14 protein-coding genes are annotated in these 15,314 nt (G+C 68.3%); 10 read left to right on the plus strand and 4 right to left on the minus strand.

From position 1 onward, the window contains the following. Positions 1–221 precede the first annotated feature (221 nt). Positions 222–425 carry a cold-shock protein gene (locus QH276_RS06870; RefSeq protein ID WP_033241329.1) on the minus strand — a complete coding sequence of 68 codons (204 nt, stop codon included), beginning with the start codon at positions 423–425 and terminating at the stop codon, positions 222–224. Positions 426–753: 328 nt separating this feature from the next. On the opposite strand from QH276_RS06870, the gene QH276_RS06875 reads away from it, so the two are divergent. Both QH276_RS06875 and QH276_RS06880 read left to right on the plus strand, forming a co-directional pair. After that, complete coding sequence (locus tag QH276_RS06875; protein ID WP_280401072.1) at positions 754–1,074, plus strand: hypothetical protein; 321 nt, start codon at positions 754–756, stop codon at positions 1,072–1,074. 225 nt (positions 1,075–1,299) lie between these two features. Continuing rightward, positions 1,300–1,671, plus strand: a complete 372-nt coding sequence (locus tag QH276_RS06880; protein ID WP_280401071.1) for a helix-turn-helix domain-containing protein — start codon at positions 1,300–1,302, stop codon at positions 1,669–1,671. A gap of 284 nt (positions 1,672–1,955) precedes the next feature. On the opposite strand, the gene QH276_RS06885 is transcribed toward QH276_RS06880, so the two are convergent. Together QH276_RS06885 and QH276_RS06890 are read right to left on the minus strand one after the other, a co-directional pair. Continuing rightward, positions 1,956–2,546 (minus strand): ClpP family protease, encoded by a 591-nt coding sequence (locus QH276_RS06885; RefSeq protein ID WP_280406668.1) that lies wholly within the window; start codon positions 2,544–2,546, stop codon positions 1,956–1,958. Positions 2,547–2,814: 268 nt separating this feature from the next. After that, positions 2,815–3,420 carry a ClpP family protease gene (locus QH276_RS06890; RefSeq protein ID WP_280401069.1) on the minus strand — a complete coding sequence of 202 codons (606 nt, stop codon included), beginning with the start codon at positions 3,418–3,420 and terminating at the stop codon, positions 2,815–2,817. A gap of 232 nt (positions 3,421–3,652) precedes the next feature. On the opposite strand from QH276_RS06890, the gene urtA reads away from it, so the two are divergent. From urtA to atzF, 8 genes are read left to right on the plus strand one after another with little or no spacing between them, the layout of a single operon-like run. Then, the gene (urtA, locus tag QH276_RS06895; protein WP_280401068.1) at positions 3,653–4,957 is read left to right on the plus strand and encodes an urea ABC transporter substrate-binding protein; all 1,305 of its coding nucleotides are present in this window, start codon (positions 3,653–3,655) and stop codon (positions 4,955–4,957) included. A gap of 5 nt (positions 4,958–4,962) precedes the next feature. Beyond that, positions 4,963–5,850 carry an urea ABC transporter permease subunit UrtB gene (gene urtB / locus QH276_RS06900; RefSeq protein WP_280401067.1) on the plus strand — a complete coding sequence of 296 codons (888 nt, stop codon included), beginning with the start codon at positions 4,963–4,965 and terminating at the stop codon, positions 5,848–5,850. Beyond that, the gene (urtC, locus tag QH276_RS06905) at positions 5,847–6,965 is read left to right on the plus strand and encodes an urea ABC transporter permease subunit UrtC (RefSeq protein ID WP_280401066.1); all 1,119 of its coding nucleotides are present in this window, start codon (positions 5,847–5,849) and stop codon (positions 6,963–6,965) included. Before urtB ends, urtC begins: the two co-directional genes overlap by 4 nt. After that, complete coding sequence (gene urtD / locus QH276_RS06910) at positions 6,962–7,780, plus strand: urea ABC transporter ATP-binding protein UrtD (RefSeq protein WP_280401065.1); 819 nt, start codon at positions 6,962–6,964, stop codon at positions 7,778–7,780. Before urtC ends, urtD begins: the two co-directional genes overlap by 4 nt. A gap of 2 nt (positions 7,781–7,782) precedes the next feature. Then, entirely contained in the window at positions 7,783–8,475 is a 693-nt protein-coding gene (gene urtE, locus QH276_RS06915; RefSeq protein ID WP_280401064.1) for an urea ABC transporter ATP-binding subunit UrtE, read from the plus strand. A gap of 10 nt (positions 8,476–8,485) precedes the next feature. Then, positions 8,486–9,187 (plus strand): GntR family transcriptional regulator, encoded by a 702-nt coding sequence (locus QH276_RS06920; RefSeq protein ID WP_280401063.1) that lies wholly within the window; start codon positions 8,486–8,488, stop codon positions 9,185–9,187. A 50-nt stretch (positions 9,188–9,237) separates the two neighbouring features. Further along, positions 9,238–12,897: an urea carboxylase gene (gene uca / locus QH276_RS06925; protein ID WP_280401062.1), complete on the plus strand. Its 3,660-nt coding sequence runs from the start codon at positions 9,238–9,240 to the stop codon at positions 12,895–12,897. 2 nt (positions 12,898–12,899) lie between these two features. Then, positions 12,900–14,792, plus strand: coding sequence for an allophanate hydrolase (gene atzF / locus QH276_RS06930; protein ID WP_280401061.1), 1,893 nt, complete (start codon positions 12,900–12,902; stop codon positions 14,790–14,792). 84 nt (positions 14,793–14,876) lie between these two features. Here the strand turns inward: atzF and QH276_RS06935 are convergent, their stop codons facing one another. Next, a complete protein-coding gene (locus QH276_RS06935; protein ID WP_280401060.1) occupies positions 14,877–15,248 on the minus strand; it encodes a VOC family protein in 372 nt (123 codons plus the stop codon). Positions 15,249–15,314: the final 66 nt, after the last annotated feature.

Genomic DNA, 15,314 nt, shown 5'->3' on the forward strand with positions numbered 1-15,314 from the left:
CAGACAATCGCGCGGCGCATAGCTGAAGAATCCATTGTTCTGTTGAGCAATGACGGAGTTCTCCCCCTCGATCAGGTCAGGGTCGAAGGACGCACCCCAAGCGGGGGGTACCGGGAACATCGTTGCCTTCCACGCGGTCAGGCCGGTGAGGCTAAACATCCGCAAAACGACGTGGGGCCCCGCACCTTGCGGTGCGGGGCCCTGTCATTTCGTCACATCACTCAGATGGAGCGAACATCCTGAGCCTGCGGACCCTTCTGGCCCTGGCCGATCTCGAACTCCACCCGCTGGCCCTCTTCGAGGGTCCGGAAACCGGAACCGGCGACTGCCGAGTAATGCACGAAGACGTCAGGACCGCCCCCGTCTTGCGCGATGAAGCCGAAGCCCTTCTCGCTGTTGAACCACTTCACGCTGCCTTGAGCCATGATACTTACTTCATACTTTCTGTTGCGAGCCAGCCGACTCTCGTGTGATCCGACTGATCTCTCTGACAACGATGCCACGTCCCGGGAAGTTCCTCCACATCAAAACCGGGTCTTTGTGAGGCAGAACGCGGTGACTTCGCACACGGTATGGCCGGGGCGGCAGAAATTCTCCACCACTGGGAGGAGACCCAGGGTAACCCCGTAGTACCGAGGGATGATTTCCGCGAAAATCGGTGACATACCAGCCCCGCTGCGCGAAGGTGAAGCCCTATCGCCGTTTTCGGCGCGCGCCCCCGTCGCGCCGAGGCGCAGTTCGAGAGGATTACACGTGTTCGGCACGAAACGAACATCCGCGACCGGCCGGGTCGTCGTCGCGGGTGCCATCGCCCTGCTCCCCCTGGCCGCCGTCGCCGCGCCCGCGGCCGCCGATCCCGCCGCACCGGCGCCCGGGTACACGCAGGTGGACCGGGACCGGCACTGGGACCGCGACCGTGACCATCACCGCGATCGCGACCGGCACTGGGACCGCGACCGCGACCGCCATTGGGACGACGACCGGGACCACCATTGGAACCGGGACCATCACGGCTGGGACGATCCGGCGAAATGGTTCCGCCATCTCCTCCGCGGCGGTTTCGGCAGCAGCTGATCGGTCGCCGATCGGGCCCGTACCCCCCCGTATAGGGGCCCGATTTCGTGGGCCGCGCGAGCGGGGGTCCCGCTGCACCCGGCCCGGCGCAGACGCTGGCACACTCCGTGGCCGACGAGATCGCCCGCAGCCGCACCGCCGGTGCGATCGACCCGATGCACGGCGGGTTTACGCCCGTAGCGTAATCGGTGCCGGCAATGGCCGGCGCAATTCTAGGCTCGAACCATGACCGAGCCGCGCAGACTCCACGCGATCCCCGGTGGCCGGGCCGAGCCGACGCGCCCGCAGCCGGTGGCAGAGCCCGAACCTCTGTGGCGCGAGGTACTCGGCAGCCGATTGCGCGCCCTGCGCGGCGAACAGCGCGAAACCCTCGCGGAAACGGCCGAACGCGCCGGAATCTCGCCGCAGTATCTCTCCGAAGTCGAACGCGGACGCAAAGAACCGTCGAGCGAAATGATCGCCGCGCTGGCGGGTGCGCTCGGCACCTCCCTGGGCGAGCTCACCCGGCAGGTCGCCGACGAACTCGGTTCCCGCCGGCGCCCCGCCGCGGCACCACGTCCCGGCACCGCCGGCGTACCGATGCTGCGGGCCGCCTGAACCGACCTGCCCGCCGGACGGGCACTGATCGCCGGCCCGCTCCCCTGCCTGTGCATCCCCGGGGGTCGCGGCCCGGCGTGGGCGGCCCGCCGATACCTGCCCCGCCCGGCCGCTGTGTTCGACGGTGAACCCGTGGGTCCGACCCGGGCCGGTTTGCCGGTCGGTTTCGACACCTGTGCCGGTGCACCGCAGGCGGCTATCGGGCGCGGTGGGACCACAGCGCGGTAGCTACGCGGAACTCGGCGCCGTCTCGGTCTGGGTGCTGTCGGTCGGCGGCGCGGAGGTCAGCTGCGGGGTGCGAGCACGGTATCGGCCAGCCCGTAGTCGACGGCGGCCGATGCGGTGAAAACCCGGTCGCGGTCGGTGTCGCGGCGGAGTTGTTCGGCCGATTGACCGGTGTGCCGGGACAGGATGGATTCGATTTCGGCCCGCATCCGGACCAACTCGTCGGCCTGCAGGATCAAATCAGGAATGGCGCCCTGGCCGCGGGCGGCCGGTTGGTGCAACACCACCCGCGCGTGCGGCAGCAGCGCGCGGTGCCCGGGGGCACCGCCGGCCAGGAGCACCGCGCCCACGGCGATCGCCTGCCCGACACAGGTCGTGTGGACCGGCGCGCCGATGTGCTGGATGGTGTCGTAGACCGCCAGCATGGACTGCAGATCACCGCCCTCGCAGTTGATGTAGAACTCGATCTGCTGGCCCGGACTCTCGGATTCCAGATGCAACAGCTGCGCGATGAGCGCATTGGCGACACCGGAATCGATCGGCGTCCCGAGATAGACGATCCGCTCCGCGAGCAGATGCGAATAGATATCGGTGATGCGCTCCCCCCGCGGATGCTGCGCGATCACATTCGGAATGGTGTACGTACTCATCGAATCTCCACTTCCTGAAGCCGTGGTGCGACTGTCGACCCGCTCATGCTGTGCCCGTCGCGCACGAGCGGGGGCCCTACGTGGTGACGCTGCGCTACCGCCTCCGGGCCTGACCCGCTCATGCTGTGCCCATTACGCACGAGCGGGGGCCCTACGTGGTGACGCTGCGCTACCGCCTCCGGGCCTGACCCGCTCATGCTGTGCCCATTACGCACGAGCGGGGGCCCTGCGTGGTGACGCTGCGCTACCGCCTCCGGGCCTGACCCGCTCATGCGGAGATCCCCACGCGCTGGCGTTGCGGTACGACCTGGGCGAATTCGCCGACGATATGGTCGATGAAGCCGTATTCCTTGGCCTGGGTGGCGCTGAACCAGCGGTCGTGCAGGGAATCCTCGTAGACCTGGTCGTAGGGCTGCCCGGTGTCCTCGGCGATGAGGCCGAGCACGGTTTCCACGGTGTAGCGCAGATCGTCGGCCTGCACTTCGACGTCGACCGCGGTACCGCCGATGCCGGCCGAACCCTGGTGCATGAGGATGCGGGCGTGCGGGAGCGCGTAGCGTTTGCCGCGGGTGCCCGAGGAGAGCAGGAATTGCCCGGCGCTGCACGCCAATCCGAGCGCGAGGGTGGAGACCGGGCACGGCACCAGCCGCATGACGTCGCGGATGGCGAGCATGGCCGGTACCGAGCCGCCGGGGGAATGGATCCACAGGGAGATCCCGGCGTCGGCGTCCTCGGCCGCGAGCGTGAGCAACTGGGTGGCGAGCAGGGTGCCGTTGTCGTCGTCGAGGGGGCCGTCGAGAACGAGGATGCGGCGGGCGAGCAGTTGTTCGCGGGCGCGCCAGCTGAACAGCGGGGATTTATCGTCGTGAGCCATGACTTCACGGTGCCCGGCCGGCGCGGGAACCGGAACCGCACGCTGCTGTGAGCGGATCTGCTCTCAGCAGCGCGGCCGGAGGCGGTGGGCCAACCGATACCCGGGTTTCACGCTGCGATACGTGGTTGAAACACAGCGTCCTTAGCGTAATTCCTCGTATACGCCGCTGTATACAGCATCGAATACGAGCGAGTCAGCGGGCTGACCTTTGCTGAGTGGAGGCCGAACGGTCATGAATGCAGCCAGAACCGAAACACCTACGAGCGCTGCGGCGATCCGCCAGAAGAGAGGCAACCGGACCCGGGCTCTGTTCGCGCTACCGGCCGCCGTCTGCGTGACCGCGCTGGCCCTCACCGCCTGCGGCAGCTCGGCGTCCGACCAGGCCGGTGCGACCGCCGAATCCTGTGTCGACACCGCCGGGCCCAGCATCAAGGTCGGGTCGCTGAACTCGCTGTCGGGGACCATGGCCATCTCGGAGGTCACCGTCCGCGATTCCATCCGGCTCGCGGTCGACGAGATCAACGCCGCCGGCGGGGTACTCGGCAAGCAGATCGAACTGGTGGGTGAGGACGGCGCGTCGGAGCCGACGGTCTTCGCCGAGAAGGCCGAGAAACTGATCAGCAGCGATTGTGTCGCAGCGGTTTTCGGTGGCTGGACCTCGTCGAGCCGTAAAGCGATGCTGCCGGTGTTCGAGGACCGCAACGCCCTGCTGTACTACCCCGTCCAGTACGAGGGCCTGGAGTCGTCGGAGAACATCTTCTACACCGGCGCCACGACCAACCAGCAGATCGTGCCGGCGCTGGACTATCTGAAGGGCCGCGGCGTGAAGTCGCTGTACCTGGTGGGTAGCGACTATGTGTTCCCGCAGACCGCGAACCGCATCATCAAGGCGTACGCGGAGGCCAACGGCATCGAGATCAAGGGCGAGGACTACACGCCGCTGGGGTCCACCGATTTCTCGACCATCGTCAACAAGGTGCGTGCCGCCGACGCGGACGCGGTGTTCAACACCCTCAACGGCGACTCCAATGTCGCGTTCTTCCGGGAGTACAAGAACGTGGGCCTGACGGCGCAGGAAATGCCGGTGGTGTCGGTGTCGATCGCCGAGGAGGAGGTCGGCGGTATCGGCGTGCAGAACATCGCCGGCCAGCTGACCGCCTGGAATTACTACCAGACCGTCGACAACCCGCAGAACAGCGAATTCGTCAAGGCGTACAAGGCGAAGTACGGCGCGAACAAGCCGACCTCCGATCCCATGGAAGCCGCCTACGTCTCGGTCTACCTGTGGAAGAACACCGTCGAGAAAGCCCAGTCGTTCGCGGTGCCGGACGTCCAGAAGGCGGCCGGTGGGGTGACGTTCGAGGGTCCCGAGGGTCTGGTGACCATCAACGGCGAGAACAACCACATCACCAAGACCGCCCGGATCGGTGAGATCCGGCCCGACGGCCTGATCTACAGCGTCTGGGATTCCGGCGAGGCCATCGAACCCGACCCGTACCTGGCCGGCTACTCGTGGGCCGAGGGGCTCGGGGGCTGATCTGAATGGAAGCACTTGTCGGGCAGCTGTTCACCGGCCTGAGCCTGGGTTCCATCCTGCTGCTGGCGGCCCTCGGGTTGTCGCTGACCTTCGGTCAGATGGGCGTGATCAATATGGCCCACGGCGCGTTCATCATGGCCGGCTCCTACACCGCGTACACGGTGCAGGAGTACCTGGTGTCGAATGCCGATGTCTCGTTGATCGTCTCGCTGCTCATCGGATTCCTGGTCGGCGGCCTCATGGGTGTCGCTCTCGAGGTGACGCTGATCAAACGGATGTACGACCGGCCCTTGGACACCCTGCTGGTGACCTTCGGTGTCGGTTTGATCCTGCAGCAGGCGGCGCGGGATATCTTCGGTGCCCCCGCGGTCCGGGTGGTGACTCCGGACTGGCTCGGTGGCGGGGTGGAGATCCTGGGCGCGGTGGTGCCCAAGACCCGGATCTTCATCATGCTGCTCGCGGTGCTGTGCGTGACGGCCATCGCGGTGACCATGAAGTACACCGCGATGGGCCGGCGCATCCGGGCCGTGGTCCAGCATCGCGATCTCGCCGAAACCAGCGGGATCTCCAGCCGCGGTACCGATATCACCACGTTCTTCATCGGTTCCGGCCTCGCCGGTGTGGCCGGTGTGGCGCTCACGTTGATCGGCTCCACCAGTTCCAATACCGGCGCCGCCTATCTGGTGGACGCCTTCCTGGTGGTCGTCATCGGCGGTCTCGGCCAGATCCGCGGCGCGGTGATCGCCGCGATCGCGCTGGGCTTGCTGAACTCGTTCATCGAATACAGCACCACCGCCTCGGTGGCGAAGGTGATCGTATTCGTCATCATCGTGATCTTCCTGCAGGTCCGGCCGCAGGGACTGTTCATGATCCGGTCGAGGAGTCTGGTATGAGGGAATTCCTGACCACCCGCTGGAAGGTCTATTCGGGGTTCGCGCTCGCGGCCGTGCTGCTGTTCGCGGTGGCGCCGGCGGTACTCTCCGATTTCCGGCTCAACCTGCTCGGTAAGTTCCTGTGCTTCGGCATCGTCGCGGTCGGCATCGGCCTGGCCTGGGGCCGGGGCGGGATGCTCACCCTCGGGCAGGGCGTGTTCTTCGGGCTGGGCGCCTACATCATGGCCATGCATCTCAAGATCTCCGACGCGCAGTTGCGCGGCGACGAGGTGCCCGATTTCATGCAGATCGCCGGTATCCGGGAGCTGCCGGCGTACTGGGTACCGTTCTCGTCGCCGATCGTCACGATTCTGGGCATCCTGATCGTCCCGCCGCTGGTGGCGGTGCTGCTCGGGCTGGGCGTGTTCAAACGCAAGGTCAAGGGCGCCTATTTCGCGATCCTGTCGCAGGCGCTGGCCGCGGCGTTCGCGATCCTGCTGGTGGGTCAGCAGTCCACCGGCGGCAGCAACGGGCTCAACCGGTTCCGCAGTTTCTTCGGGCTGGCGCTCAACGATCCGGTGAACCGGCGGCTGCTGTTCTTCATCGCGGCGGGCACCCTGCTGGTGATCGTGGCGCTGACCCGGCAGCTGATGTACAGCCGGTACGGCGAACTGCTGGTCGCGGTGCGCGATCAGGAGGAGCGGGTACGGTTCCTCGGCTACGACCCCGCCAACGTCAAAGTGGTCGCCTATGCGGTGGCCGCGCTGTTCGCCGGGATCGCCGGGGCGCTGTTCGTGCCGATCGTCGGCATCGTCTCCCCCGCCGATATCGGGATCGTGCCGTCCATCGCGTTTCTCACCGGTGTCGCCATCGGTGGCCGCACCACCCTGCTGGGCCCGGTGCTGGGCGCCATCGCGGTGGCGTGGGCGCAGACCAGCCTCTCGGAGAACTTCCCCTCCGGCTGGGTCTACGCCCAGGGCATCCTCTTCATCGTCGTGGTCGGGTTCTTCCCGGCGGGCCTGGCCGGCCTGGTCGCGCTGGTGCGCCGGCGGAAACGGGCCGAGGACCAGGATCCGGCACCACCCGGTCCGGCACCGCAAACCGCACCCGCAACCCCGGTTGGAGTGTCGTCATGACCGAGCAGGTGACCACCACGGCCCCCGTCGCCGGCGGGAACGCCGGTATGCACAGTGATTACCTGGAGGTCCGCGGGCTCAGCGTCGAATTCGACGGCTTCAAAGCCGTATCGAATGTCGATCTGACCCTTTTCCAAGGTGATCTGCGGTTCCTCATCGGACCCAACGGCGCCGGCAAGACCACTATGATCGACGCGATCACCGGGCTGGTGCCGGCCACCGGGTCGGTGCAGAAATCCGGGGTCGAACTGCTGGGCAAGAAGGTGCATCAGATCGCCCGCCTGGGCGTCGGCCGCACCTTCCAGACCGCCAGCGTGTTCGAGGAACTCTCGGTGCTGCAGAATCTGGATATCGCCGCGGGTGCCGGCCGGTCGATCTGGACCATGTTGCGCCGCCGCCCGGCCGAGGTCGCCGAATCGATCGAACAGGCGCTGGAAACGATCGGGCTCACGAAGCTACGCGACAAACCCGCCGGCACGCTGGCCCACGGCCAGAAACAATGGCTCGAGATCGGCATGCTCCTGGTACAGGACGCCTCGGTACTGCTGCTGGACGAACCGGTCGCCGGAATGAGCCAGGAGGAGCGCGAGGAAACCGGAAACCTGTTGCGGCGCATCGGCGGTGAACGCACCGTCGTGGTGGTCGAACACGATATGGACTTCATGCGCAACTTCGCCACATCGGTGACGGTGCTGGCCCGCGGATCGGTACTGGCCGAAGGGTCGGTGGCCGAGGTCCAGGCCGATCCCGCGGTCCAGGAGGCCTACCTCGGCACCGCCGCGCCCACGCAGAAGCTCGACGGACAGGGAGAGTGACGATGCTGGAACTCATCGACGTCCACGCCGGCTATGGGCGCACCGAGGTGGTGCACGGGGTCGGGATCGAGGTCCCGGCCGACGGGGTCGCCGCGATCATGGGACACAACGGCGCCGGGAAGACCACGCTGCTGCGCGCGGCGGTGGGACTGGTGAAAACGGCACGCGGCCGGATCCGTTTCGACGGGGCCGATATCACCTCGCTGCGTCCGAGCGCGCGGGTCAAGCGCGGACTGGCCTACGTCCCGCAGGGCCAGCAGTGCTTCGGTCATCTCACCACCGCCGAGAACCTGCGCGTGGTGGCGGACGGCCGCAAACGCGGGTCCGCGCTGATCGACGAGCAGCTGGATCTCTTTCCGGCACTGAAGGATCTGCTCAACCGCCGGGCCGGGTTGCTCTCCGGCGGCCAGCGCCAGCAGCTGGCGATCGCGCGGGCGCTCATCACCGAACCGCGCATGCTCATCCTCGACGAGCCCACCGAGGGCATCCAGCCGTCGGTGGTCGCCGAGATCGAGAACACCATCACCGAACTGGTGGGTCGCGGCGGGCTCGGGGTGCTGCTGGTGGAACAGCACATCGGGTTCGCGCTGCGCGCGGCGAGCCGGTATTACGTGCTGGAGAGCGGTCGCGTCACCTCGTCCGGGGAGGGTGGGGCCGGTGCCGTCGGCACCGTTCGCGCCGCCATGACTCTGTAGGTTGCGCGTCGTGACCGAACCACGAAGCAAACGCGAATCCCGCAGCGACACTGTGTACAAGGCGTTGCGCGACGAACTGATGACCGGTGCCCTGGCACCGGACGAACGGCTCGGCGAGGAGCGGCTGGCCGAACGCTACAGCGTCTCCCGGACCCCCGTACGCGAGGCACTGGCCCGGTTACAGGCCGACGGCCTCGTCGAACGCCGGGATGCGGGCCTGTTCCCGTACCGGCCGCGGCTGGACACCCTGGGCGACTACTACGAACTGCGGATCACCTTGGAGGTCCAGGGAATTGCCCGGGTGCTCGACGATCCGGAACTGGGTCACGACCGGGCCGTCCTCGGTCCGGAGATCGATCGGTGGCGCGCGTTCCGCACCGCACCGCCGGACCCGGACGCCGGTTTCGTCGACGCCGACGAACAGTTCCACACCGTGCTGCTGGAGTCGTCGGGCAACCACGCCCTCACCGAGGCGCTGCGCACGGTGAACGCCCGGATCCGCCCGGTCCGGATGTTCGACTACCTGACCCCCGATCGCATGCTCGCCACCATCGAGGAGCACATCGCCATCGGCGAGGCCGTACTCGACCGCGACCTCACCGGTGCCCGCGAACAACTCCTCGCCCATATCGACCAATCCCGCCGCGTGGTGGCCGACCGGGCGGGTCAGGTACTCCAGCTGACCCGCCTGGCCCGCGCGACCAAGACCTGACTTCCCCGGCTACCCCGGTAGCCGCACTGTCCACGCCGAGAGGATCGACCGTGACCGAGACCGCCCCGCAGTTGTATACGCCAGTGCATACACCCCTGCCCGAATGTCTGCTGATCGCCAATCGCGGTGAGATCGCCTGCCGCATCCTGCGCACCGCGCGGCGGCTCGGGATCGATACGGTCGCGGTGTATTCCGATGCCGACGAGGGGTCGCGGCATGTGCGGATGGCCGATCGCGCGGTCCGGCTCGGGCCGGCGCCGGCCGCGGAGTCCTATCTGCGTGCCGACGCCGTGATCGAGGCGGCCCTGTCCAGTGGCGCGACCGCAATCCACCCCGGTTACGGGTTCCTCTCCGAGAACGCCGGTTTCGCGGCGGAGGTGGAGGCCGCCGGTATCGCGTTCGTCGGCCCGGCCGCCGAACATCTGCGGCTCTTCGGCGATAAGCACAGTGCGCGCAATGCCGCCGCGGCGGTGGGTGTGCCGCTGGTCGCCGGGAGCGGATTGCTCACCGGGCTGGACGAGGCGCTCGCGGAGGCCGACCGGATCGGTTATCCGGTGATGCTCAAGGCGGCCGGTGGCGGCGGCGGTATCGGTATGGCCGCCTGTTCGACCCCCGGCGAACTCACCGACGCCTACCAGCGCGTGATCCGGCTGGCGCAGAACAACTTCGGTTCCTCGGCGGTCTATCTGGAGCGATTCGTCGCGCGGGCGCGGCATGTGGAGGTGCAGATCTTCGGTGACGGCCGGGGCCGCGCGATTTCCCTGGGCACCCGCGACTGCAGTCTGCAGCGCCGCAACCAGAAGGTGATCGAGGAGGCGCCCGCCCCCGGGCTGCCGTATACCGTGAGCGAGCGGCTGCTCGAATCGAGCCGGAAACTGCTGGGCGAGGTCGGGTATCGCTCGGCGGGCACCGTCGAGTTCATCTACGACGTGGACCGCGGCGAGGCCTCGTTCCTCGAGGTGAACACCCGCCTGCAGGTGGAACATCCGGTGACCGAGGCCGTCACCGGTGTGGACCTGGTGGAATGGATGCTGCGCCTGGCCGGCGGCGATTCCGCGTTCCTCGACGACATCCCCGACGCCGGCCCGCCGATCAGCGGTTTCGCCGTGGAGGCCCGCGTCTACGCCGAGGACCCCGGTAACGACTACCGTCCCGGCGCCGGCACCCTCACCGGAGTCGAGATCCCGGGCGCGAATGCCCGGGTGGAGACCTGGGTCGAAACCGGCACCGAGATCAGCCCCTACTACGACCCGCTGATCGCCAAGATCATCACTTCGGGCGAGAGCCGGCCCGAGGCCCTGCACCGGCTCCGCGCGGCGCTCGACGACACCCGCATGTTCGGTATCACCACGAACCTGCCGCAGTTACGCGCCGCCGCGACGAGCTCCCCCATGCTCGACGCCCGGCACACCACCGCGACCCTGGGCAGTCTTGCCACCACCCGGCCGCGCCTGGAGATCCTGCGCGCCGGTGTCTCCACCACCATCCAGGACTATCCGGGCCGCCTCGGCCTGTGGAATGTCGGCATACCGCCGTCGGGCGCCTTCGACGATCTGTCCTTCCAGCTCGCCAACCACGCCGTCGGCAACTCCCTCGGCGAGAACGGCCTCGAGGCGACGCTGCTCGGCCCCCGCATCCGCTGTACCGACACCACCGTCGTCTGCGTGACCGGCGCCGATGCCCCGGTCACCGTGGACGGCGAACCGGTGCCGATGTGGGAACCGGTCACCGTCCCCGCCGGTTCGGTACTCGATATCGGCGCCCCCTACGACACCGGTCTGCGCACCTATCTCGCTGTCCGCGGCGGTATCCTGGCCCCCGACTTTCACGGCAGCGCAGCCACTTTCACCCTCGGCGGTTTCGGCGGTATCACCGGCCGCGCCGTCGCCACCGGCGATATTCTCGGAATCAAACCCGACGCCGGCGGACTTCTCGACCCCGAGCCCATCCCGGCCGCCGACCGACCCGAATTCGGTCACACCTGGTACGTCGGTGTCGGCGAAGGCCCGCAGCCCGCCCCCGACTACTTCACCCCGGCCGATATCGCCCAGTTCTACGACGCCACCTGGCAGGTGCAGGCGCACGCCAACCGTACCGGCCTGCGCCTGGCCGGGCCGAAACCCACTTGGTCGCGTACCGACGGCGGCGACGCCGGCCTGCATCCGTCGAACCTGCACGACTGCCCGTACAGCGTCGGCGCCCTGAACCTCTCCGGCGACACCCCGATCCTGCTCGGCCCCGACGGCCCCAGCCTCGGCGGTTTCGCCTGCCCGCTCACGGTGGTTTCCGCGCACCGCTGGAAGTTGGGCCAGATGCGCCCCGGCGACCAGGTGCGTTTCGTCCCGGTCGCCGACGACCGCACCGCCGCCTTCCGATCCTCACCCGGCCTGCGCGGCCGCAATGTGTCCACGCCGGAACTGCTCGGTTCCCGCGAGGCGGACAACGGTGTGCTGGGCCGCCGCGACGCCGGCACCGGCACACCGGAGGTCAAATACCTGCGCGGTGGCGACGACAACGTGATGGTCGAATACGGTCCGATGGAACTCGACCTCGGCCTGCGAATGCGTGTGCACGCCCTGGGCGAACGCCTCGAACAGGCCTCCATCCCCGGCCTGATCGATATCACCCCGGGCGTCCGTTCCCTGCATCTGCATTTCGACCCCGATGTCATCGATCAGCGCACCGTGGTCCGCCTGCTCGGCGAACTCGAGGACGATATCCCCGATACCGCCGATCTGCGGGTCCCGAGCCGCCATATCGAACTCCCGCTCTCCTTCGACGACCCCACCATCGTGCAGGCCATCGAGCGCTACGGGCGCGGCGTACGTTCCGAAGCCCCGTGGCTGCCGTCGAATATCGAGTTCATCCGCCGCATCAACGGCCTGGACAGTATCGACGAGGTCCGCGATATCGTCTTCGACGCCCAGTACATGGTGCTCGGTCTCGGCGATGTCTACCTGGGCGCTCCGCTGGCCGTGCCGCTCGACCCGCGGCACCGCCTGGTCACCACCAAATACAACCCCGCGCGCACCTGGACCCCCGCCGACGCCGTCGGTATCGGCGGCAAATACCTGTGCGTCTACGGGATGGAATCGCCCGGCGGCTACCAGCTGGTCGGCCGCACCGTTCCCATCTGGTCCGGTTACCGGCAGCGTGCGCCGTTCGAATCGGGCAAACCGTGGCTGTTCCGGTTCTTCGACCGCATCAGCTGGTATCCGGTCTCGGCCGGGGAACTGCTCGACCTGCGCGCCGATATGTCGGCGGGCCGTTTCGAGATGCGCACCAGCATGGGCGAATTCGCGATGGCCGAGCATCTGGAATTCCTGCGGGACAATGCCGGCGATATCGCCACCACCGAGGAGCACCGGCAGGCCGCGTTCACCGCCGAACGGCAGCGCTGGGAGGCCAGCGGAGAACTCAGCGCGCAGGCCGAACCGGACCCGGCCCCCGAGACCGCCGAGACGCTCGACCTGCCCGAGGGCTGTGATATCGCCACCGCCCCCATGATGGCGAACGTATGGCGGGTGGAGGTCGCCGAAGGCGATCACGTCGAGGCCGGCGCCACCCTGCTGGTACTCGAGGCAATGAAGATGGAGCTGCCCGTGCTGGCGGAGGTCGCGGGGACAGTCCGCACCGTCATCGCCGCCGCAGGCGATCAAGTGACCACCGGCGCACCTCTGGTCGCCATCGAAACCGAAGGAGCGGCATAACCATGGAGAAACTACCGCTAGCCGGCGCGCGCCCCGAGTCCACGGGCACGCCGGACAATGCAGTCGACAGCACGACCGGCACAGTGGGCAGTACGACCGGCGCCGCCGACGCTGCGATCGCGGCGGCCGGCAGGGCACCCGGCACTGCCGATGACGCGACCCCCGCTGCGCGCAACGTGACGGGCGCCGCCGGGAACGCTCTTGCGGCGGTGGACAAGGTCGCGGCCGCGTACCGGGCGATCCGCGAGCACGACCGGCCCGAGATCTGGATTTCGCTGCGCGAGGAGGCCGATGTCCTGGCCGAGGCCGCGGCGATCGACGCCCGGTCCGAGCAGGGCGAAAACCTGCCGCTGGCCGGGGTTCTGCTGGCCGTCAAGGACAATATCGATATCGCCGGGATTCCCACCACCTGCGCCTGCCCCGGTTTCGCCCGCGCCCCCGAGCAGACCGCCCCCGCGGTGGCGCGGTTGGTCGAACAGGGCGCGATCGTGCTCGGTAAGACCAATCTCGACCAGTTCGCCACCGGACTGGTCGGCACCCGCAGCCCCTACGGCGCCGTCCGCAACAGCCGGTTCCCCGATCGTGTCTCCGGCGGCAGCAGTTCCGGTTCGGCCGTCGCCGTCGCCCTGGGCATGGTCGACGCCGCCCTGGGCACCGATACCGCCGGTTCCGGCCGCGTCCCCGCCGCGTTGAACGGCCTCGTCGGCATCAAACCGACCCTGGGCCTGGTCCCCACCACCGGCGTGGTCCCCGCCTGCCCCGACTACGACGCCGTGAGCGTTTTCGCCCGCGACCTCACCCTCGCCACGCAGGTCGCGAACGCCATGATCGGCCCCGACCCGGCCGACCCCCGTTCCCGTCCCTGGCCCGCCGACACCCCGCTCGGCGCCCCCGCCCGCCCGATCCTCGCCGTGCCCACCGACGACAACCTGAAAGCCCTGACGCCCGCCTATCGCGCCGCGTTCGACGCGACCGTCGCTCGCTGGCGGGCGGGCGGCGGCGAAATCGGCACGGTCGATATCACCGAACTCCTCGACGCCGCCAGACTCCTCTACGACGGCGCCGTCGTCGCCCAGCGCTACGCCGCGGTCGGGGAGTTTCTCAGTGGGAAGCCCGAAGGCGCCGACCCGGTGGTCTCCGCGATCGTCGAAGGTAGTGCCCGCCCGGCCGCGCACGCCTACGTCACCGACCTCGACCAGATCGCCCGCGCCGCCGCCACCGCGCGCCGCCTCTTCGCCGACTACCCGGCCCTGCTCCTGCCCACCACCACCGAACATCCGACGATCGCGGCCGTGGCGGCCGATCCGATCACCATCAACAGCCGGATGGGCACCTTCACCAATTTCTGTAATCTCCTGGACCTGGCCGCGGTCGCGGTCCCCGGCGAGGACACCGCCGAAGGCGACCCGTTCGGCGTCATGCTGGTGACCCCCGCCTTCGCCGATCAGGTCGGTATCGATCTCGCCGCCCGGCTGCTGGGCGAACCGTCGCCGCTGCTCACCGCGACCGGCACCGACCTCCTCGTCGTCGGCGCCCACCTGCGCGGCCTCCCCCTGCACCACCAGCTCGACGCGGCGCGGGCCCGGTTCGTCGGCGAAGTCGCGACCGCGGCGGCGTACCGCATGGTCGCGCTGCCCGCCACCCCGCCGAAACCCGGCCTGCTCCGGGTGGGTCCGGGCGACGGCCGCTCACTACCCGGCGAACTGTATCGCCTCTCCCCCGCCGCCCTCGGCAGCTTCCTGAGCAACCTGCCGTCACCCATGACACTGGGCAAGGTCGAACTCGAGACGGGCGAATGGGTCACGGGATTCGCCTGTGATTACGAATCAGCCCGCGACGCAACGGATATCACCGAGTACGGAGGGTGGAAGAACTACCTGAACGCCGCTCGATAACAGCGGGCCGCCGCGGGGAACCCCGGCCCACCGCACCGATGAGGGGTGAGGTGGGCCGGTTCCCGTCACGTAGTCGAGCACCGCTCAGGGGACGGCGGTGAACAGTTCGTAGCTGTGGCCGTCCGGGTCCCGGACATAGACCCCGCGACCCCCGGCAAGCTTGTTGATCCGGCAGTCCCAGCCGTTCTCCGGCCCCGAGCCGTAGTCGACCGCGGGCCACTGCGCGAGCCGCCCGAGAACCGCATCGAATGTGGCGTCGTCCACCAGGAACGCGTAATGCCCCGGCTCGACGCGCCCGCAGTCGTCGAAATCGAAGGTCAGCTCGTCGTTCACCCGTACCGGAACGAACGGTCCCGCCGGCGGCGCGACCGGCAGGCCCATCAGTTCGGCGAAAAACGCTGCCGAAGCGAGCTTGTCGGTCGCGGGGACGATCGTGTGATTCAGCACGAGGGACATGCGGTGCCTTCCAAGGAGCCGAACTGTATGCGTTACGCATACAAATATAGGTGCGCAACGCATACA

Source organism: Nocardia carnea (genome assembly GCF_029869215.1).
GTDB classification, from domain to species: domain Bacteria; phylum Actinomycetota; class Actinomycetes; order Mycobacteriales; family Mycobacteriaceae; genus Nocardia; species Nocardia carnea_B.